The sequence below is a fragment of the Butyricimonas sp. Marseille-P3923 genome, from assembly GCF_900184685.1.
Classification (GTDB): domain Bacteria; phylum Bacteroidota; class Bacteroidia; order Bacteroidales; family Marinifilaceae; genus Butyricimonas; species Butyricimonas muris.
Map to the genome: position 1 here is coordinate 1,050,707 of NZ_FXXL01000006.1, position 19,926 is coordinate 1,070,632.

The 19,926-nt window shown below is 45.0% G+C and carries 13 protein-coding genes; 12 read left to right on the forward strand and 1 reads right to left on the reverse strand.

The features are described from left to right. The first annotated feature begins 86 nt into the window (after positions 1–86). The 10 genes from CS948_RS10065 (at position 87) to CS948_RS10110 (ending at position 14,573) form a co-directional block, all read left to right on the forward strand. Complete coding sequence (locus CS948_RS10065; RefSeq protein WP_176555000.1) at positions 87–638, forward strand: RNA polymerase sigma-70 factor; 552 nt, start codon at positions 87–89, stop codon at positions 636–638. 455 nt (positions 639–1,093) lie between these two features. After that, complete coding sequence (locus CS948_RS10070; protein ID WP_099291551.1) at positions 1,094–2,251, forward strand: FecR family protein; 1,158 nt, start codon at positions 1,094–1,096, stop codon at positions 2,249–2,251. A gap of 178 nt (positions 2,252–2,429) precedes the next feature. Next, positions 2,430–5,807 (forward strand): SusC/RagA family TonB-linked outer membrane protein, encoded by a 3,378-nt coding sequence (locus CS948_RS10075; protein WP_099291552.1) that lies wholly within the window; start codon positions 2,430–2,432, stop codon positions 5,805–5,807. 45 nt (positions 5,808–5,852) lie between these two features. After that, positions 5,853–7,286: a RagB/SusD family nutrient uptake outer membrane protein gene (locus CS948_RS10080; RefSeq protein WP_099291553.1), complete on the forward strand. Its 1,434-nt coding sequence runs from the start codon at positions 5,853–5,855 to the stop codon at positions 7,284–7,286. A gap of 12 nt (positions 7,287–7,298) precedes the next feature. Next, positions 7,299–8,039 carry a DUF4843 domain-containing protein gene (locus CS948_RS10085; protein WP_099291554.1) on the forward strand — a complete coding sequence of 247 codons (741 nt, stop codon included), beginning with the start codon at positions 7,299–7,301 and terminating at the stop codon, positions 8,037–8,039. A gap of 18 nt (positions 8,040–8,057) precedes the next feature. Continuing rightward, positions 8,058–9,566 (forward strand): PKD-like family lipoprotein, encoded by a 1,509-nt coding sequence (locus CS948_RS10090; protein ID WP_099291555.1) that lies wholly within the window; start codon positions 8,058–8,060, stop codon positions 9,564–9,566. Positions 9,567–9,630: 64 nt separating this feature from the next. Then, positions 9,631–11,505, forward strand: a complete 1,875-nt coding sequence (locus tag CS948_RS10095) for a thioredoxin fold domain-containing protein (protein WP_099291556.1) — start codon at positions 9,631–9,633, stop codon at positions 11,503–11,505. Positions 11,506–11,541: 36 nt separating this feature from the next. Further along, the gene (locus CS948_RS10100) at positions 11,542–12,720 is read left to right on the forward strand and encodes a TlpA disulfide reductase family protein (protein ID WP_099291557.1); all 1,179 of its coding nucleotides are present in this window, start codon (positions 11,542–11,544) and stop codon (positions 12,718–12,720) included. A 106-nt stretch (positions 12,721–12,826) separates the two neighbouring features. Continuing rightward, the gene (locus CS948_RS10105) at positions 12,827–13,324 is read left to right on the forward strand and encodes an SRPBCC family protein (RefSeq protein ID WP_099291558.1); all 498 of its coding nucleotides are present in this window, start codon (positions 12,827–12,829) and stop codon (positions 13,322–13,324) included. Positions 13,325–13,349: 25 nt separating this feature from the next. Beyond that, on the forward strand, positions 13,350–14,573 hold the full coding sequence (locus tag CS948_RS10110) for a thioredoxin domain-containing protein (RefSeq protein ID WP_099291559.1): 1,224 nt from the start codon (positions 13,350–13,352) through the stop codon (positions 14,571–14,573). 77 nt (positions 14,574–14,650) lie between these two features. On the opposite strand, the gene CS948_RS10115 is transcribed toward CS948_RS10110, so the two are convergent. After that, positions 14,651–15,202 (reverse strand): RNA polymerase sigma factor, encoded by a 552-nt coding sequence (locus CS948_RS10115; RefSeq protein WP_099291560.1) that lies wholly within the window; start codon positions 15,200–15,202, stop codon positions 14,651–14,653. 90 nt (positions 15,203–15,292) lie between these two features. Here CS948_RS10115 and CS948_RS10120 point away from each other — a divergent pair, with 90 nt between their 5' ends. Continuing rightward, positions 15,293–16,483 carry a FecR family protein gene (locus CS948_RS10120; protein ID WP_255301944.1) on the forward strand — a complete coding sequence of 397 codons (1,191 nt, stop codon included), beginning with the start codon at positions 15,293–15,295 and terminating at the stop codon, positions 16,481–16,483. Positions 16,484–16,572: 89 nt separating this feature from the next. Continuing rightward, positions 16,573–19,917 carry a SusC/RagA family TonB-linked outer membrane protein gene (locus CS948_RS10125; protein ID WP_255301945.1) on the forward strand — a complete coding sequence of 1,115 codons (3,345 nt, stop codon included), beginning with the start codon at positions 16,573–16,575 and terminating at the stop codon, positions 19,915–19,917. The last annotated feature ends 9 nt before the right edge of the window (positions 19,918–19,926 follow it).

A 19,926-nucleotide genomic window follows, 5' to 3' on the forward strand; every position in this document is an offset into this window, starting at 1 on the left:
GATATTAGGCGGTGTCGTGTACGACACCGCTTTTTTGTTTGAAGAAATACAATTATATTTGTCTTCGTCTAAAATTATATGAATATATGACAAATACAATCCGGAGCGGAAGAATATGTTTGTCGGATTCGAGAACATTTAAAGAGGTATATGAACAATATTTTGCCGCTTTAAAGTATTTCGCCATGCGTTACGTGGGGGATGAGGAATTGGCGTGTGATCTTTTGCAGGATATTTTTATTAAGTTATGGGAGAAAGGGGATAAGTTCGAGGACGAGTTACAGTTGAAGGCTTACTTGTACCGGGTGGTGCGTAACCATTGCCTGACGTTCCTGCGGGATAAGCAGAGGCAAGATAGACGAATGGAAGGTTTTGAAGTGGAGGAGGCGGAAGAGTCGTTCGTGTACCAGATGATCGAGGCTGAAATATATGCCTTGATAAATGATATTTTTGAAGAACTTCCGGAAGCCTGTCGGAACGTGTACGCGAAGAGTCTGGAAGGAAAGAGTCATAAAGAGATCGCGGAGGAGTTGAATATTGCCGTTACGACCATTAAAAAACATAAGACAAACGCGAATAACTATCTGAGGGAACGTTTGAAACATCTCCTTTGTTTTATGATGTACTTGTATCCGTGAATGCCGTGATTTTAAATTGATTTCCCCACGTTATTGCTCTTTTATAGTTTTCCCATCCCAAAATTTTCCTTCGAAAGGGGTGGGATGGAAATAAATAGAATAAAAATCCGGGTGAGGTCAGTTCCCGAGAGAGTTGGTTTCGAGGTAAAATAAGTTAAATAATAAGTATATATGATATATTTGTATTGTAGTTGATTTATATCAACTCCCATTCATCTCCTATTCAACTCCTATTCAAAGCCTATTCCAAAGGTAAAATAATAGAATTTAAATTGTATTTATATAAAATTTAATAACAGTAAAATACCTGATATATATATTATTGATTGTTGTAAGATAACTGAACAGGATAGATTTTTTTCTTGAAAAAATGCCATATTTCTATACTACCTTTTTTGTTTTTTGGAGTTCTTAGATAAGAAAGATAGAAAAATATTTTAAGATAGGAGTAATTGATGAATATACGGGAGATTGAGAGATTGATAACGAAGGCACTTTTGAATGATATTTCGGAAGATGAACAACGCCGGTTGGATGAATGGTTAAATGCATCCGGGCGGAACAGGGATTTCTTTGAAGGTTTGCACTCGGGGAAATATTTGAAAAGGGCTGTCACGGACCGTAATCGCGTGTCGCGGGATGATCGGTGGAAGCGGTTGAGAAGGGAAACGGTGGCTATCAGGAGTCGAAAGATTCGTTCACGGGTGCTTCGAGTGGCGGCGGCGATTATTTTCCCGTTGATGGTGGGTGGAATGATTTGGTTGATGTCGGATTCAAAACAGGGAGATTCTTCAACTTTATTGGCACACGAGGAGATTAAGGTCGGGAGTTCCAAAGCCGTGGTAACCTTATCCAACGGGGAGAAAGTTGCTCTTTTCGGGGACACGACGGTACGCGTGAATGACGGGTTGGCGGTGATGGTGAATCAGAAGGATACGCTGAATTTCATGAGAAATAACGAGGCGGTTGTCGCTGATAATAGTTTTACCGTGATCCAGATACCGAGAGGGGGAGAGTATATCGTGCGTCTGGAGGACGGTACGACCGTGTACCTTAATTCCGAGTCGGAACTGCGAATACCGGTGCATTTTAATTCGAAGGAACGCGTCGTTTGGTTGACGGGAGAGGCGTATTTCAGTGTCGAGCACGAGAAACAACGGTCGTTCACGGTGAGAACGGAGCGGGCGGATATTTCCGTGCTGGGAACGGAATTCGGGGTTCGGGCTTATGCTGACGAGGCGGATTTGTTGACAACGCTGGTGCAAGGGGCGGTAGAGGTGAAGAGCGAGAGTCGCGTGCACCGGATTGTACCCGGCGAGCAGGCGAAGGTGGATGAGGCTGGTAATATAGAGGTGAAAGAGGTCAACGTGGATGATTATATTGCTTGGAAGCTGGGACGGATCGTGTTCGTGAACGCCCGTTTGGAAGATATCATGAGAGAGTTGCAGCGCTGGTATGATTTCAAGGTTTCGTACAGCAGCCCGGAGCAGAAAGAGTTGCGTTTCACGATGGATATCCTGAAGTACAAGGAGGTTTCCGATATATTTGATTTGATGGAAAAAATCAAAAGGATCACGTTTGTCGTGGAGGGGAACCATGTGACTCTAAAATAAAAAGAGAACGGTACCGCAAATACCATTCCCTTGTGAGTCTGCTAACAGACTAATGTAAAATCAATAAACAAAGTTATGGAAAATAATTAAAAGAAAAAAAGAAAGCCGATCATTTCTGCCGCAAACAGAATTGAAGAGATTGTGAAATAGACTAATGTAAAATCAAACAAATTATTTTATGAAGAGAGATCATGAAAGTTTTCGGGGATATCCCCGGTGGCTATGCCAATTGTTGTTATCCGTGAAGATAGTACTGTTGTCAGTATCATTTTCATTCGCTCAACAAAACACGGATCGGGTTAGTGTGGATATGAAAAATGCTTCGTTGGCAGAGGTTTTTGACGAGATCAAACGCCAGACGAAGTTGAGTTTCATGTTCAGTAACGACGATTTGAAACATGTCGGAAGAAAGGATTATGCGGTAAAGAATGTTACCGTGGATTCTGCCATGCGCGAATGTCTGGAAGGTACCGGGCTGGAATATGAATTGACCAATAACGTGGTGGTGATACGGAAAGCCCCGGTAAAGGCGGAGAAAGTGCAACAGATCACGTTGATGGGAACGGTGCGGGATCAAAAAGGGGAAACGTTGCCCGGGGTTTCAATCGTCATCAAGGGAACGGCTTTAGGTGGGGCTACCGATATTGACGGTCGCTATTCGTTGGCTCTTCCCTTGACCAAGGATATGGTACTTGTATTCTCGTACGTGGGGATGTTGACGAAAGAGGTCGTGTACGACGGGCAGAAAACGATAGACGTGACGTTGGAAGAGAACGTGAAGGAGATGGAAGAAGTCGTGGTTACCGGTATCTTTACCCGGAAGGCTGAGAGTTACACGGGTGCGGCGCGTACCGTGAAAGCGGAAGATCTGGCGAAAGTGAGTAATATGAATGTCCTGCAAGCCTTGAAAAACCTTGATCCTTCTTTTCAGGTGATAGAGAGCAATCAATTCGGTTCCGACCCGAACCGGGTGCCGGAAATCCAGATGCGCGGTGCTTCCAGTTTCACGGACATGAAGGATAAATACCAGACGAACCCGAACCAGCCGCTTTTTATCGTGGACGGTTTTGAACAGACTATCGAGAAGGTGATGGACATGGATATGAACCGGGTGGAGTCTATCACGACGTTGAAAGACGCGACGGCAAAGGCGCTTTACGGTTCCAAGGGGGCGAACGGCGTGGTTGTTATCGAGACCAAACGTCCGGCGATCGGTAAGATGACGGTAAGTTATACCGGGAGTATGGATATCCAAGCCCCGGATTTAAGTAGTTATAATTTGTGTAACGCGTGGCAGAAACTGGAAGTGGAGCGTTTGTCCGGGGTATATACCTCGTCCACGAATCACCCGGTGAGTCAACAGCGGTTGGATGAATTGTACGCGGGATTGAATAAAGAGGTAGAGCGGGGTGTCAATACCTATTGGTTGAGCAAACCGTTACGTACCGGGATCGGGCACAAGCACTCGTTGAATTTCGAGGGTGGCGATGAGTTTATCCGGTATAATATTAACGTGAGTTACAACAACGTGGCGGGTGTTATGAAGGGTTCCAACCGGGAAACATTCGGCGGAGGTTTTACTTTTTCTTATCGTTACAAATCTTTGCTTTTCCGGGAACAACTTTCTTTGTTGCATAATAAAGCCGATAATTCCCCTTACGGGTCATTTTCCGATTACGCGAAACTGAACCCGTACTGGAGGGCGAACAATGAAGATGGGACAATTCGGGAGGTGTTGAACCCGGTAGAGGTGGCCTACGGGAGTAACCCGGTTTACAACCCGCTAATAAATAAAACTTTAAACACGAAAGACGAAAGTAAATACACGGATATAACAAATAATTTTTATATCGAGTGGAGTGTCTTTGATGATTTGAAAGCCACGGGGCGTTTCGGTTTCACTTCCCGCACGGATGAATCGGATATTTTTTACCCGAGGGATCACACGATGTTCCGTGATATCGATATCACGGACGACGCTTATTTCGAGAGAGGTCAATACACGAAAGGGAACGGGAAGATGACAACCCTAACGACGGATATCGCTTTGAATTACTCGAAGATTTGGGATAAACACGTGATGTTTGCCAACGCTCAATGGAGCCTCGGTGAAACGAAATCGGAATCCGTTACTTTTCAAGCGGAGGGATTTGCCAATGACAAGTTGGATTACATCACTCATGCCCAACAGTATCTTGCCGGAGGAAAACCGAGTGGAAGCGAGTCTTTGTCCAGAGAAACGAGTTTTCTGGCTTCCGTGAACTATTCTTACGATTCCCGCTACCTGTTCGACGGTAACTATCGGGCGAACGCGTCTTCGTTGTTCGGGGCTGATCGCCGCTGGGGACATTTTTGGTCTGTTGGTGCGGGTTGGAACATGCACAACGAGAAATTCTTGAATGACATTGGGTGGTTGCAACGTTTGAAATTGCGTGTTTCCACGGGCTACACGGGTTCACAGAACTTCAATTCTTATCAGGCGGTTTCTACTTACAAGTATTATTCAAACGAAGTTTACGATAACATTATCGGTTCTTACTTGATGAGTTTGGCTAATCCCGACCTGCAATGGCAAAAGACACAGGATAATAACGTCGGAATCGATGTATCATTATTTGGTCGTGTCGATTTGACTTTTGATTATTATATCAAGAACACGAGTAACTTGTTGACCCCGGTAACGTTACCGCCTTCCGCCGGGTTCTCTTCTTACACAGAGAATCTGGGAAAATCACAGAACAAAGGATTCGAGTTGCAGGTAAGCGTGCGCGCGATTAATGATGCGGATAAGGATTTGCACTTGAACGTGTTCGGTTCTTTGATGCACAACACGAACAAGATCAAAGAGATTAACGAGGCTCTGTCAAGCATGAATGATGATAAGGATTCCGACAAAGATTTCAATTATGATCAAAGTACGAAAGAAAAGACCACGAAACCGTCCGTTCGCTACGCCGAGGGACAATCGATGAGTGCCATTTGGGCGGTGCGGTCTTTGGGGATCGACCCGGGTACCGGAAACGAGCTGTTTCTGACAAAGGACGGGCAACTGACTTACACGTGGGATGCCAACGATCAAGTCGTTTGCGGTGACGAGTTGCCGAAATACACGGGAACATTCGGTTTTAACTTGGATTGGAAAGGTTTCTCTGTAAATACTTCTTTTTATTTCCGTTTGGGCGGACAGATGTATAATCAAACGTTGGTAGACAAGGTTGAGAATTGCGATATGACTTACAACGTGGACCGTCGGGTGTATACCGGAAGATGGACCACACCGGGACAAAAAGCCGAGTTCAAGAGAGTTACCGACCCGAATTATTTCACGCGCCCGACATCTCGCTTCGTGCAGGATTTGAGCGAGTTGCAAATGACTTCTCTGAATGTCGGTTACGATTTCAGAAATTGTAAGTTCATGCAGAATGGTATTATCGAGCGGTTGAAATTGTCTTTCTACATGAATGATGTATTTCGTCTGTCAACGGTGAAGACGGAAAGAGGTACGGATTACCCGTTTGCCCGTTCTTTCTCGTTCCAGCTGCAAGCGACATTCTAACAGGTGGTAGGCTATGAATATACTAAACAATTATTCGACTAGATTATGAGAAAAGGTTTTTTAAAATATAGTTTGTGGATTTTGGTTTGTTTCAGCATGGTGGCGTGTAACGACTGGCTGGACGTGAAACCGAAAACCGAGATGGAAGCCGAAGATATGTTCTCCACCGAGGATGGGTTCAAGGATGCTTTGGCGGGCGTTTATACGGCGATGACAAAATCTTCTCTGTATGGTAGAGAGTTGACTTACGGGATAGTGGATGTGGTCGCCCAGCAATGGGGAGGAATCGGCTCCAATCATCGTTACGCGAACGCGTTGAAATACGAGTACGAGGCAACGAACACGAAACCGATTATCGACACGCTTTGGAACGGGTTGTATAACGCCATAGCGAACGCTAATAGTATTCTGGCTTATATTGATAATTCAAAAGCCGTGTTCACGGGGGATAATAAGCAGATTATAAAAGGGGAAGCGTTGGCTTTGAGGGCTTTCATGCACTTTGATTTGTTACGTTTGTTTTGTGCGGATGCGACAAGTGCTTCCGCTGAAGACGGGATTCCTTATGTCAATGAACTCACGAAGCAGGTAACCGTGTCGGTTTCCCCGAAAGATGTCACGGAACAAATTATCAAGGATTTGAAAGAAGCGGCTACGTGTCTGGCAAATGATCCTGTGCTGACGGGACGGGAAGTTTCCGCGAGTGATGACAACGGTTATTTGATAAATCGGAATTATCACTTGAATTATTACGCGGTTATGGGGTTGATGGCACGCGTGTACATGTACGCGGGCAATCCGACCGAAGCCCGTAAGAGTGCCATTGCCGTGATCGAGGCTCACGAAAACCGGGAGTTGTTTCCTTGGAGCACGAGGGGCGACGTGTTGAACGAGAAAAAGGAGTTGCGTGACCGTACTTTTTCCACGGAACATCTTTTCGCTTTAAATATAAGGAAGTTGAAAGATTATATCGAGGGGTCTTTCACGGGTACGAGCGTGCCTTTATTGACGCGGATTTCCCCGGGTAGTTTGTTTGTCGCGGGGAATGATTTTCGTAGTTTCTTCTTCGAAACCACGAATTATATAGGGGATGTACCTTCTAAACTGTGGCAGATGGATGGAATTACGGTGGAAGGTCAATTGTACACGCCCAAGCGTGACCGTATGCCGATGATCCGTCTAAGCGAGATGTATTATATCGTGGCGGAGTGTGATAAGGCAACGCCTTCCGTGGCGGTAGCCCGATTGAACGAAGTGCTCGCTAACCGGGGATATGAAGACACGGAGTTGTTGGATGCTTCGGTTGTGAATAGCGGGGATGCCGTGCAGGAAGAAATCTTGAAGGAATACCAGCGTGAATTTATTTGTGAAGGACAACTCTTTTTCTATCATAAGCGGATGAAGGATGAGAAATTGAATGGCTACACGGTGAATTATGTATTCCCGAAACCGGAGAATGAACTGGAATTTGGAAAATAAAAAACAGAGATTATGAAATTCATGATAAGATATTTTTTATGGCTTCCGGTATGTTTGACCTTTGTGTTGACTGCCTGCGAGAAAGAAAAAATCCCGTATTACAATGATGTGGAGCGAGTGAATTTTAATTACACGAGTATGGGGTTACAAAGGGACACGATTGATGTCGTTTATGGCTTCGTGCTGGATGAATATACCGACATTGACCTTGAGATATTGTTGATGGGGTATGCTAAAAATTACGACCGGACAATCGGGCTGAAGATCACGAGCGAGAATGGAGCTGTTGCCGGGACTAATTACGAGATACAAGACCGGCTTGTGCTGCCTAAAAACGAGGTTTCCGTAAAAATACCGTTGAAAGTCTTGCGTTCAAGTGATTTGCTGGAGGACGGGGCTAAATCTTTCTTGGTTGAACTCGTGGATTCCGATGATTTGAAAGCGGGACTTCGGACAACACTTTTTATCACGGTTTCGGATGACATTCCGGAAGAGTGGGTAGGTGGTGAAAATTGGTTTATGAATAAAGTGAGTGATTATTTCGGGGAGTGTAATCAAACTAAATACTTGTTCGTTTACGAGCAGTTAGGTGTTTGGGATTTTTCAGCTTGGAATCTGATGGGATTCATGGGTAATGATGCGAAATTCTCGCCGGCGAAGAGAATCTTGAAAGAAAAATTGGCAGAGTACGAAGCCGAGAACGGGCCTCTGGTAGATCCTAAAACAGGTGATCGAGTAACATTCCCGGATTAACAATTAAACGATGATTTTATGAACAAGAGATTTATAATACAGATCATTTTTTTACTGGTTGCCATCTTCGGTTTATGTAATTGCTATGATGACAAGGGTAATTATGATTACAAGGAATTAACGTCGTTGCAGATCGACACGACAGGTATTAAGGCACAACAAACGGCGTATCAGTTCGAGAATTTTAAAGTACCCGTGGATGTGAAATATGCGGGGAACAAGGAAGATCTGTCGTACGAGTGGAAAATTTACCCGCAAGTCCCCCAGAAGGATGAAGATGTGACTAAATATGATTCGGCAGTCGTGTTGTACACGAAAGCGGTGTTCGATACGATTATTTACGAGATACCGGGCGCGTATTATCTGACCTTGACGGTGACCGACCATCTTCAGAATATTCAAGAGGCTTTCACGTTAAAGTTGAATGTTGAAACTCTCGTTTCCCGCGGGTTGTGCGTGATGGATGAGAATAACGGTATTTATGATTTGCATTTGATAAAGTCTGCCAAGTTATTGCCGGATATCTTGGAATCGGACGAACAGACTTATTATCATGTCTATTCCGGTGTTAATGATCTGGAAATAACGAATGGGAAATTTCTGGGATTTGTTTCTGTTGATGCAGCAACGGATAATAAAGCACTTTATTTCTTTACTGAAACCGGAGGTGTAACCTTGGATATTGATACATACGAGATTATGTCGAGTGATTATCCGTCGTGGTTCTCTTTCCCGATGAGTATAACTCCCGCTCCCGGGGCTTTTATGGTAACAAGTCGCCCGATAGAGATGCTTATCAATAACGGATTGGTTTACGTTTGGGATCATGCGTCTATGGGGGTGACAACCTTTGGCGACCGGTTGAACGGGGATTATGAAGCGGCTCCTTATTTGCCGCGTATATCTACCAGTACATTCTCAACCGTGATTTTCGACAAGAAAAACAAACGTTTTGCTCCTATAAATCAATTCGGTTCACAGGTGGGTGAGTTTGAATCTACTGCGAGTGGTGAGTTCGATTTGGATGATATCGGTGTTTCCAAAGAGTTGAAGTTTATGGATAACGGTTTCAATTCTTACACTTATGCTGTTTTTTACGACACGCAAACATCCGAGTACGCATTGTACGTGATGGATTTCTCCGGAACGGAAGCCTCGCCGGTGAAGAAATATGCGATGGATAACTGTGAAGGAATAAACGGGGATTCTTATTACGCTTTCGGAAATCAAGGAAACGTGTGTTTCTATTCTTCCGGTAGTGACTTGTGCCAGTATAAATATGCTTCGACAAATGCGGGAACTGTCGTTCACTCGTTTGCCGGGGAAACAATTACCGGGATTGAAGTATTTAAAAACTCCGGACATGCTCAAGACGGGAAACTGTTGATTGTTTCGACGTTGACAGGTGGCGGAGAAGGAAAAATCTACTTGGTAGGATTCAATGAATTGACGGGTGCGATCGTGGACGGAACCGATAAACCTTATGGCGGTTTCGGTAAGATCGTTGATATATTGTACAAAGAATAAATAAGTATAGAGAAATGAGGTTGTTTGAAAAGAATCTTTCAGACAGCCTCAAAAAGAATTATCCATGAAAAAGAATAGTAGAATCGGAACGTGGTTGAGTGTTGTTCTCCTGTTGGTGATGTTTGGATTGCCGGTGAAAGCACAGAAGTATAAATCGGTATTCAAGGATCTGACGTGGGAACAAGCCGCGGAGTTGGCTCAAAAGGAGGGCAAAATCGTGTTGGTCGACGCGATGATGAAGGCTCGTACTCCCGAAGACCGGAAGAAACGGGATGAGGCGGAGCGGAAATTGTTCTCCGTGCCGGGGATTATGGATTTCTGTAACCGGAATATCGTGGCCATTCATATAGATATGGGAACGGAGGCGGGGAAGGCATTTGCCCCGAAGCTGGTGATGAATATGTACCCCACTTACGGTTTCTTTATGCCGGACGGGGATATTCTGGGTGTCGTCAGTCCTTTTATTTTAGCACAGAAACCGGAAGTTTTTTTGGAAAAGGGACAAAAGGCGGTGAAAGAAGCGGAAGTAAAGAGAAGTAACAAACGTTCTATTCTATTCGAGGAAATCGGGTTCAAGGAGGCGTTGGTGAAGGCGAAGAAGGAAAAGAAGTTGATTTTTATCGATGCTTATACCGATTACTGCCAACCGTGCGTGATGATGGTGAAGAATATCTTCTCGTTGGATAAAGTGGCTGATTTTTACAACGAGAATTTTATCAATCTGAAGTTGGATTTCGGTAAAGAGAAGGAATTGGCACAGAAATACGGGACATCGGGGTATCCCGCTTTTGTTTTCGTGAACGGGGATGGTAAGCTCGTGTATTTGGCAGGTGGTTACACCGAAGCGGAACCTTTTATCGGGTACGGGCAGGAGGCTTTGAAAAAAGCACAGGGAATAGAATTTACCGCCGGGAGCTGGAACGAGATTCTGGCAAAGGCAAAACAAGAGAATAAATTGATATTTATGGATTGCTATACCTCTTGGTGCGGACCTTGTAAACAAATGGCTCAAACGACCTTTGTCGATCCTGATGTTACCGCTTTGTTCAACGAGAAGTTTATTAACGTGAAGGTGGACATGGAAAAGGGCGAGGGGAAAGAATTGAGCAAGCGTTATGGCGTGAGAGCTTATCCCACGTTGAATTTTATTCATGGTGACGGGGAAATAGTGCATTGCGTGGTAGGAGGATTGGGTGCGGATGAATTAATCAGGCAAGGGAAACTCGTGTTGGAAGGTAAAGGATTAAGTTATATGCAAAACGAGTATGCCGACGGAAACCGGGAGCCGGAGTTTATAACTTCTTATCTGGAAGTGCTCGGGATGGCTAACTTGGGAGAGGACGCACAGAAGGTGACGTTGGAGTATTTCGCCACGCTCGACCGGGAGAAATTGAACGAGAAAAAGTATTGGGATATCTTTGTCCGGTACGTGAATGATGTGGATAGTGATTTGTTCCGGTATGTATACGCAAACCGGGAACATCTCGTTTCACTTTACGGGGAACAACAAGTGAATCGTAAGATACAATCCGTGTGGGCAACCGGGGCGAATCGGTTCGTGCAGGAAAAAGAGGGCGCAAAGGTGTTGGATAAGAAAGGTTTTGAGCGTTACGTGAAGCGGATGAAAAAGGCGAAAGTTGACGGTTGGGAAGACATCGCGGCGAACGCGAGAATGAATAATGCCGAGAAGACCGGGGACTGGAAAACTTACGTGACTGAGGGTGACGCGCTGTTGAAAAATGGCAAGGTTTCGGATTTGTTATTGTATAACTGGGGGCTAAGGATAACCAAGAACTGCAAAGACAAGGAGTTGAGGGCACGTGCAGCCCGTTGGTTCGAGAATGCCGCCGCCGAATCGGCAAAAAAAGAAGCCGAGGGAAAAGCGGGTATGATGTCGTATCGTACCTATTTCGAGAAATTGGCGGCTGAATTAAAATAAGTCGTGTTGAATTTTAATGGATTTAATAATAATAGTATGAGGAAATTTTTAAGTGTAATGTTTGTGGCTTGTATGGTGATGCTTACAAGTTCTGTTTTCGCCCAAAAGACGATAACGATCAAGGGAAAAGTGAAATTCCCGTACAACCGTTTTAACATGGAAATCGTGGAACGTCAAGGCTTTGACAAGACGGTTCTTGATTCATGTAAAGTGAACGCTGACGGCACGTACGAGTTTAAAATGAAAGTGGACAAACCGGGGGTTTACACCTTGGATTGCCAGAAATGGCAGTCCGTGTCGTTTTGGGCAGAGGACGAAGATTTGGAAATTAATTTCCGCGGGGAGGATACCGCTAGAATTAAAATCAAAAATCCCCCTTACGTGTATATTAACGGGGGACCTAACAACGAGGTGATGAATCTCATGAACTGGGACGGTTACCGGGGGTACCAGTTGATGATCGGGATTTCTCAAGGAGTTTATCGCATCCCCGGGATTGACGATGCGGCAAAACAGGAAGTGTCCGGGAAGTTTTACGATATGTTGGGTGACGAGTCCCGTGCCCGTGCAAGATTCCTCGCGGAGCATTATGCCGACCGGAATAGCGTGTTGGCGGTACTGCCCGCGTTGCGTGGCGAGGAAGACGAGGCATTGGTAGAACAGGTGCTTGCCCGTTTGGAAAAAGTGAACCCGAATTACGCGCCCCTGCTTAGATTCAAGGCGGATAGAGCCGAGGCGAAAGCACAGAAGGAGCGTTTGGCTGAAGGGAAAATGGCTCCGGAATTTTCGTTCCCCACGCCCGACGGAAAGAAACAACTGGGACCGCAGGACTTCAAGGGCAAAATCCTCGTGTTGGACTTCTGGGCTTCTTGGTGTGGTCCGTGTCGCGCGGAAATCCCTCATTTGAAAGAGGCTTACAAGGAATACAGTAACAAGGGTGTTGTATTCTTCAGCGTGTCGATTGACAAGGATGATGCCGCTTGGAGAAAGGCAATGAAAGAGGAGAATATGCCGTGGGCGCAAGTGTGTGCCCCGAAAGCCGGGAAAGACGTGATGAAACAGTATCAGTTCTCGGGAATCCCTTATATCTTGGTTATCGATAAGGAAGGGCGTATCGTGGCGAAGAATTTGAGGGGAAAAGCCTTGACCGACAAGTTGGCGGAATTGGTTAGCGGGAAGAAAAAGAGTGTTGCCATGCCGGCAATGGGCATGTAAATAATACAAGAGTTTGAGGGATACATGTATAACGAGAGATATTATGCTTCTTTTCGATCGACACAGCAACCGTACGGTATTCCTCAACTCTATAAAAAAACGAGAGATGAAAAAGTTTTTGTGCTTAATGATGATACTTTGCACGGCAGGCATCGCCTCCGCGCAAATGACTGCGGCTAAAAGAATCCCGCCGGCGGTGGAGAAGAAAGTCGTTTTGAAGGCTTCCGCGCAAAAGGTATGGGACTATATGTCCGAACCGGGTAATTACAGGAAATTCTCGGGAGTGAAGACTTTTACCTGCGAGGAAAAGGCATTGAATGCCAAAATTGAATTGGAAACGAAAGCCGGAAAGAAAAGAAGTCAACACATCAGCGTGATTGACTATGACAATTTCAAAATCTGTTATTTCGTGACGAAATCCGACTATGCCGGGGAAAAACAATGGGTGTACGCGTTTGACATTTATCCCAAGGGAGATGGAAAATGTGAGGTAGTACTTTCGGTTTTCTTCGGGTTTGACGAACTTAGCCCGGAATTTAAAGAAGGTATCACGAAGGAGTTTGACGATATCGTTTCCGGTTTGAAAAAGAAGTTTAAATCATAAGGATGTCTAATTAATATTGTATGTAATGAAGAGATTGTACGTGATAGTCATTTTGTTGACCGCGATTGTTCTGGGTGCCCGGGCACAGGAACAGGGAATCCGTTTCGAACAAACCAAGGAATGGAAAAAGATTCTGAAGAAAGCAAAGAAAGAGAAGAAGTTGATTTTTATTGATTGTTACACTTCATGGTGCGGACCTTGTAAAATGCTTTCGGCCAATGTTTTCACCCGTGAGGACGTGGGAAATCAATTTAACCGGGATTTCGTGAACGTGAAGTATGACATGGAGAAAGATGCCGACGGTGTGATACTGAAAAACACCTTTGACGTGAAGGCGTTTCCGACTTTGGTTTTCGTGGACCCGAACACGCGACAAGTGGTGCATAAGATGGTTGGCGCCGGTTCTGCCGAGTGGTTGATGGAGGGCGGAAAGATTGCCAATGATCCACGGAATAACTTGAGCGGGTTGACAATGCGTTATGATGCGGGAGAGAGAAGTGTTGATCTGTTGAGTCGTTATCTGAACGCGTTGGCTTCTGCCTATATGCAGGAAAAACAGGGTGCCGTTGCCGCGGAATACTTGAATGCTTTGTCGGACGACGAGATCGTGACCAAGGAAAACTGGGATTTGATCAAGAAGAACGTGAGTGATCCGTTGTCAAAACCTTTGCGGCAGGTGATGGCTAATATCGGTCGTTTCTATGAAGTTGCCGGTAAAGAGGTGGTGGATTATAAATTGGAAATGGCAATAAAAGGAGCCGTGTCGGAGATCGCGTATTGGCGTCCGGGTAACGGGGATTTTGATGAGGCGAGAAATACCGAATTGGTCAAACTTCTCCAGTCATTGGATTATGCTTTCGTGCCGGGTTCTTTGGCAACTTTATTTACTGCCGAATATATAAGAAAGGGTGATTACCGGGGAATGTTGAACAGTATGCGGGAAGCCTTCAAGTACAACGTGTTCCGTGGCGGGGAAGATCAGATGTATTTCCAGAACAATATCGAGGCTTTGACCGGTTGTGACGACAAAGCCCTTGTGCAGGAAGGTATTGATTGGCTTGATGCTCGATGTGCCCGGACGAATGACTATTTCGCCAAGGCTAACTTGATGAACTCCAAAGCCCGCCTGTTGACTAAAAACGGCGATACTTTAGGTGCGGACAAAGCCAAAATGGAAGAAGAAAAATATAACAAAGAAGGGGAGAAAAGAAGCGGGGGAAAAGCTGTAAGGGCTATTCGGATGAACTGATTGACAGGTTTCGAAAGTCCGTTTTATTGTTTGTGTCATGCTGAACGCAAGGTCTTTTGTTGCGTTCAGCATGATGTTTATATCCCGAATAAAATGAATTTAAGATTGTTCCTTAGGATTGTCATGGCACGTTTGAAGTGAGTTTTTACCGTGGTTTCGGCAATATCCATTTGTTCCGCTATTTCTTTGATTTTCTTCTTTTCCACGATGTGCAATAACACGACTTCGCGTTGTTTGTCCGGCAATAATTCCAGTATACGGTTGAGTCGCTCGTGAATATCTTCATCGATTTCCGGGTCTTCAATATTTGAGAATAACATTGCCTCGATGATTTTGTCCTGATGTTTATATTGAATGTCAAGGTTCCTCAAATAATTCATGCATTTGTTTTTCACGATTCCGAGCAGGTAATATGAAACGGACTGCTTTTCATCGTACCTTTCCGGGTACGACCATAGGGATAGAAAAGCATCTTGTACCATGTCTTCTGCTTCTTTCCAGTCATAAAGATAACGCATGGCATAATGTTGCAGAGGACGGAATGAAGTCCGGTACAATTCATGAAAAGCCTTTACATCCCGCTTTTTTATTCGGGAGCCCAGTTCATCCTTTTTCGAGAATTCGTCCATCCGAGATAGAATATTTTTGACAAAGATAAATTTTTTTCCTCAATCATGTCATCCGTTTTTTGATCTCGTGTTAATTATAGACAAAACCGAATGATTGGATTGAAAATTATGGAGAAAAATCATATTAGTTGGGATATCTTGTTGCGAAAAGTTCGCCGGACGTTGTCGCCTGCGGAGGAGGCAATGTTTCAAGAATGGTTGACGAGGGACGAACGGCATAAGGAGTATTACGAGCGTATTCATCGGGTTTGGTCGGCTGACGAAACGACGTGTGAGTTGGATACGGATATATCCGTGATGATCGCGGGATTTGACGAGCATGTACGGAAAGAGCGGGATTCGAGGCGAAAGAAGATCGTCCGGTACGTGTATCGTTTTGCCGCTTGTTTATTCATCTTGTTGGCTGTTGGCGGAGGTATTTTGTTCTTGAATAAAGGAGAGAAGCAGCCGGATCGGTTGGCTAATGTGAATAAAGAATGGGTACCCGGTGGGAATAAGGCGATTATTCTTTTGGCTGACGGGAAAAAGGTGGATGTGGAGATGTTGGCGGATACGATGTTGTATAAGGTGGACGGGATTGAGGTACAGAAAGACGCGGGCGTTATCAAGTATAGTGGTCTTCAAAAATCGGAAGTAACGTACAACACGATTATGATCCCGAAGGGTGGTGAGTATCAGGTAGAATTGAGTGATGGGACAATGGTTTGGTTGAACTCCGATACGGAGTTGAAGATTCCGACCGTGTTTGCGGGAGATGAAAGACGCGTGTATTTATCGGGGGAGGCATATTTTGTCGTTACCAAGGATGAGCGTAAGCCTTTTATCGTGGAGACGGATTTGGGTAACGTGAAGGTGTACGGTACGGAGTTTAATGTCAAGCGTTACCGGGACGACGGGCAATTGAAAGCGACTTTGGTCGAAGGTGTAATCGGGTTCAGCAGTGATCGAATTGCGGAATTGAAACTTAAACCGGGTTACCGGTTGAGTCTGGCGGAAGGTTCCGAAACGCCGGAAATCAGAGAAGTGAAAGTGTATAACGAGATCGCGTGGCGGGATAAACGTTTCAGTTTTGAAAACGAGACGCTGGAAGAGATTGCACGGGAACTGGAAAGATGGTATAACGTGAAGATTGTTTTCACCGATCCGGCTCTGAAAGAATTGGTCTTTTCGGGGACTCTCAGTCGTTACGGGAAGATTGAAACCATGTTACGACTTTTCGAGGAAGGGGTTGAAGTGAAGTTCACGATTGAAAGTGACACGATAAAAGTGATAAGGAAGTAAAAAAGTAGAGAATGCATTCTGTAGTCGGCAAACTTTAGATGACATTCTCCACTGATTCATTAATATTAACGAATTAATAAAACAAATGTATGAAAAAAAAGACACCTGACAGGCATATTCAGTCTGTATTTTCACGAAAAATGTTGTTGGTGTTGCACTTGTTGTTTTTCGTTTCGTTGGCTCACGCGGCAACGGAGGATTCGACTCGTGTGGTAACCTTTAGCACTAAAGCTGAAAGCCTGAATAATGTTTTGATCAAATTCAAGGATCAGACCGGGGTTGAGATTCTTTTCAACCGGCAACTCTTGGGCGATCAGAAGTGTAAAGAATTGAATCTGGTGAACGTTCCTGTTGATGTGGCTCTCGGGAAGATTCTGGAAGGAACGGGATTCGAGTTCTCGAAAGTGGATGGCGTGTATGTTGTTAAAAAAAGTACGAAAAGTAGCGTTACTCGCGTGGAGCCGCGTATGATTTCCGGGACGGTGAAGGATGAGCGGGGAGAACCGTTGCCGGGGGTGACGGTTGTTGTAAAGGGAACTACGCTGGGATGTGCCACGGATGTGGACGGGAAGTATAAGCTGCCCGTGTCGTCGGACGGGGATATTGTTCTGGTTTTCTCGTTTGTCGGGATGCAGACGAAAGAAGTTACTTACCGGGGTGAGAAGGAATTGAACGTGACGATGGAACCCGACGTGGTGGAGATGGAACAAGTGGTGGTTACAGGTATCTTTACCCGTAAAGCGGAGAGTTTCACGGGTGCTGCCACGACTTTCAAGCAAGCGGATTTAAAGCGCTTGGGGAATCAGAATATCCTGCAAAGTTTAAAGAACATGGACCCTTCGTTCATCGTGACGGAGAGCGTGGATTTCGGTTCCGACCCGAATCGTATGCCGGATATTCAGATTCGGGGGGCTTCCAGTTTACCGAACATGAAAGGTGATTACAGTTCCAACCCGAATCAGCCTCTTTTCATTTTGGATGGTTTTGAAGCGACCACTGAGAAAGTGTTTGATCTTGATATGAATCGGGTGGCTTCGGTTACGCTTTTGAAAGATGCGGCAGCCAAAGCTATTTATGGTTCGCGTGCCGCTAACGGGGTGGTTGTAATCGAAACGATACAGCCGGAAAAGGGAATGTTGAAAGTGACTTATTCTGGGGACCTGAATATCACGGGACCGGATCTGACGAGTTATGATTTGTGTAATGCGAGGGAGAAATTGCAGGTGGAGTTGAATGCCGGACGTTATACGGCTTATTATCCGGAAGATACTCAATTCCGGATGGAGCAATACAATCAGATACAAAAAGATATCGCCCGGGGTGTTAATACCTATTGGTTGGCAAAGCCGTTGCGGACGGGTGTGGGACACAAACATTCCTTGTATCTGGAAGGGGGAGATGATTATCTGCGTTACGGGGTTGACGTGTCTTACAACAAGGTTGCGGGAGTCATGAAAGGTTCCGATAGGGAGAACGTGGCAGGAGCGATCACGTTGTCGTATCGTTACAAAAGTTTGTTATTCCGGAACGTGTTGAGCGTTACTTTCAATAAAGCGAATGATTCGCCTTATGGTAGTTTTTCCGAGTATACGAAATTGAATCCTTACTGGAGCCCTCGTGACGAGAACGGGAATCTGAAGCGGGTGTTGGGACAATTCCAACCGAGAGATTGGCAAACGGCAACGGTGTATTATAATCCCTTGTATAATACAACCCTCGGGACGAAGAATTTCTCAAAGTACACGGAAGTGACCGATAATTTTTACGTCGAGTGGCAGATGTTCTCGGATTTAAAGTTTATCGGTCGTTTCGGTTACACGCAAAAACAGGATAGCCGGGAAGATTTTTACCCGGGTAATCACACGAAGTTTGCCGATTGGACGGGAGATGATTATTTTAAACGGGGGTCTTATTATATCAAAGATGGAACGAACAAGACATTGAAGATTGACGCAACATTTAATTATTCCAAGCAGTGGGACAAACATTTGTTGTTTGCCAACCTGAACTGGAATATGCAGCAGGATAGTTATGATTACCACGGTATGGAGGCATGGGGATTTTTGAACGATAAAGTGGATCATATCGCTTTTGCTAAACAGTATGCGGAGAACGGTACCCCGACGGGAGATGATGCCACAATGCGGGAAATTGGTGTGGTAGGAGCTGTCAATTATTCCTATGATAACCGGTATCTGGCGGATCTTTCCTATCGTCTGAGCGGTTCTTCGGTGTACGGGGCTGACAATCGTTGGGGGAGTTTCTGGTCTGTCGGTGTCGGCTGGAATATGCACCATGAGAGTTTTCTAAGCAATCAGGAATGGCTGAATCAACTGAAATTACGGGCTTCAATAGGATATACCGGAAGTCAGAATTTCAACCCTTATCAAGCGATGGCTACATACAAGTATTTTACGAGTGCCGAGTATGATAATATCGTGGGCGCATATCTGATGGGTATGGCAAATGATAAGTTGAAATGGCAACAGACAAGGGACATCAATATCGGTTTCGATGCCCGTTTATTGGACGGGTTGACGTTACGTTTTGATTATTATATCAGTAACACGGATAATCTGCTGGTGGATTTTGATTTGTCCGGTTCTACGGGATTCAGTACGTTCAAGGAAAATCTGGGAGAGGTGCAGAACAGGGGATTCGATGCCACGTTGAGTTGGAAGTTATACAATAATATAGAGAAGGATTCCTATTTTACGGTTTTCGGTTCGGTTTCTTCCAACAAGAATAAGATCGTGAAAATCTCTGACGCCTTGACGAAATCGAACGAGGCACAAGATGATGACGACGTGAATCCCTCGAAACCGTATACCCGTTTTGAAGAGGGGCAATCCACGAGTGCTATCTGGGCGGTACGCTCGCTGGGGATTGATCCTGCAACCGGTAGCGAGATGTTTTTAGACCGTAACGGGAAGAAGACTTACGTGTGGAATATTAATGATCAAGTGGTGTGTGGTGAGTCCAATCCGAAGATGCGGGGTAATTTCGGGTTTAACGCCGAATACATGGGAATTTCATTGAATTGCTCTTTCAGTTACAAGTTGGGGGGTGATTATTACAACCAGACTCTGGTAGACCGGGTGGAGAACGTGGATATACAGTATAACGTGGACAAGCGGGTATTCACGGGAACATGGAAAGAAGCCGGTGATGTCACTTTCTTCAAGAAGATTTCCGATACGCCGACGACAACCCGTCCGACGGACCGATTCGTGGAGCGTTTGAACGAATTGTCACTTGCATCGCTGAACGTGTCGTATGATTTCCGGCATTTACATATATCGAAGTTCGTGGAACGTTTGAAAATGTCGTTCTATATGACGGATGTGTTTCGGGTATCTTCGGTAAAGGCCGAAAGAGGATTAGAGTATCCTTTCGCCAGAACTTATTCTTTGGGATTGCAGGCAACTTTTTAACGATAACAG

Excerpts from the sequence above, each read along its gene's own strand:
- CS948_RS10065 (WP_176555000.1), top strand. The coding sequence starts at position 87 with ATGACAAATACAATCCGGAGCGGAAGAATATGTTTGTCGGATTCGAGA.
- CS948_RS10070 (WP_099291551.1), top strand. The coding sequence starts at position 1,094 with ATGAATATACGGGAGATTGAGAGATTGATAACGAAGGCACTTTTGAAT.
- CS948_RS10075 (WP_099291552.1), top strand. The coding sequence starts at position 2,430 with ATGAAGAGAGATCATGAAAGTTTTCGGGGATATCCCCGGTGGCTATGC.
- CS948_RS10080 (WP_099291553.1), top strand. The coding sequence starts at position 5,853 with ATGAGAAAAGGTTTTTTAAAATATAGTTTGTGGATTTTGGTTTGTTTC.
- CS948_RS10085 (WP_099291554.1), top strand. The coding sequence starts at position 7,299 with ATGAAATTCATGATAAGATATTTTTTATGGCTTCCGGTATGTTTGACC.
- CS948_RS10090 (WP_099291555.1), top strand. The coding sequence starts at position 8,058 with ATGAACAAGAGATTTATAATACAGATCATTTTTTTACTGGTTGCCATC.
- CS948_RS10095 (WP_099291556.1), top strand. The coding sequence starts at position 9,631 with ATGAAAAAGAATAGTAGAATCGGAACGTGGTTGAGTGTTGTTCTCCTG.
- CS948_RS10100 (WP_099291557.1), top strand. The coding sequence starts at position 11,542 with ATGAGGAAATTTTTAAGTGTAATGTTTGTGGCTTGTATGGTGATGCTT.
- CS948_RS10105 (WP_099291558.1), top strand. The coding sequence starts at position 12,827 with ATGAAAAAGTTTTTGTGCTTAATGATGATACTTTGCACGGCAGGCATC.
- CS948_RS10110 (WP_099291559.1), top strand. The coding sequence starts at position 13,350 with ATGAAGAGATTGTACGTGATAGTCATTTTGTTGACCGCGATTGTTCTG.
- CS948_RS10115 (WP_099291560.1), bottom strand. The coding sequence starts at position 15,202 with ATGGACGAATTCTCGAAAAAGGATGAACTGGGCTCCCGAATAAAAAAG.
- CS948_RS10120 (WP_255301944.1), top strand. The coding sequence starts at position 15,293 with ATGATTGGATTGAAAATTATGGAGAAAAATCATATTAGTTGGGATATC.
- CS948_RS10125 (WP_255301945.1), top strand. The coding sequence starts at position 16,573 with ATGAAAAAAAAGACACCTGACAGGCATATTCAGTCTGTATTTTCACGA.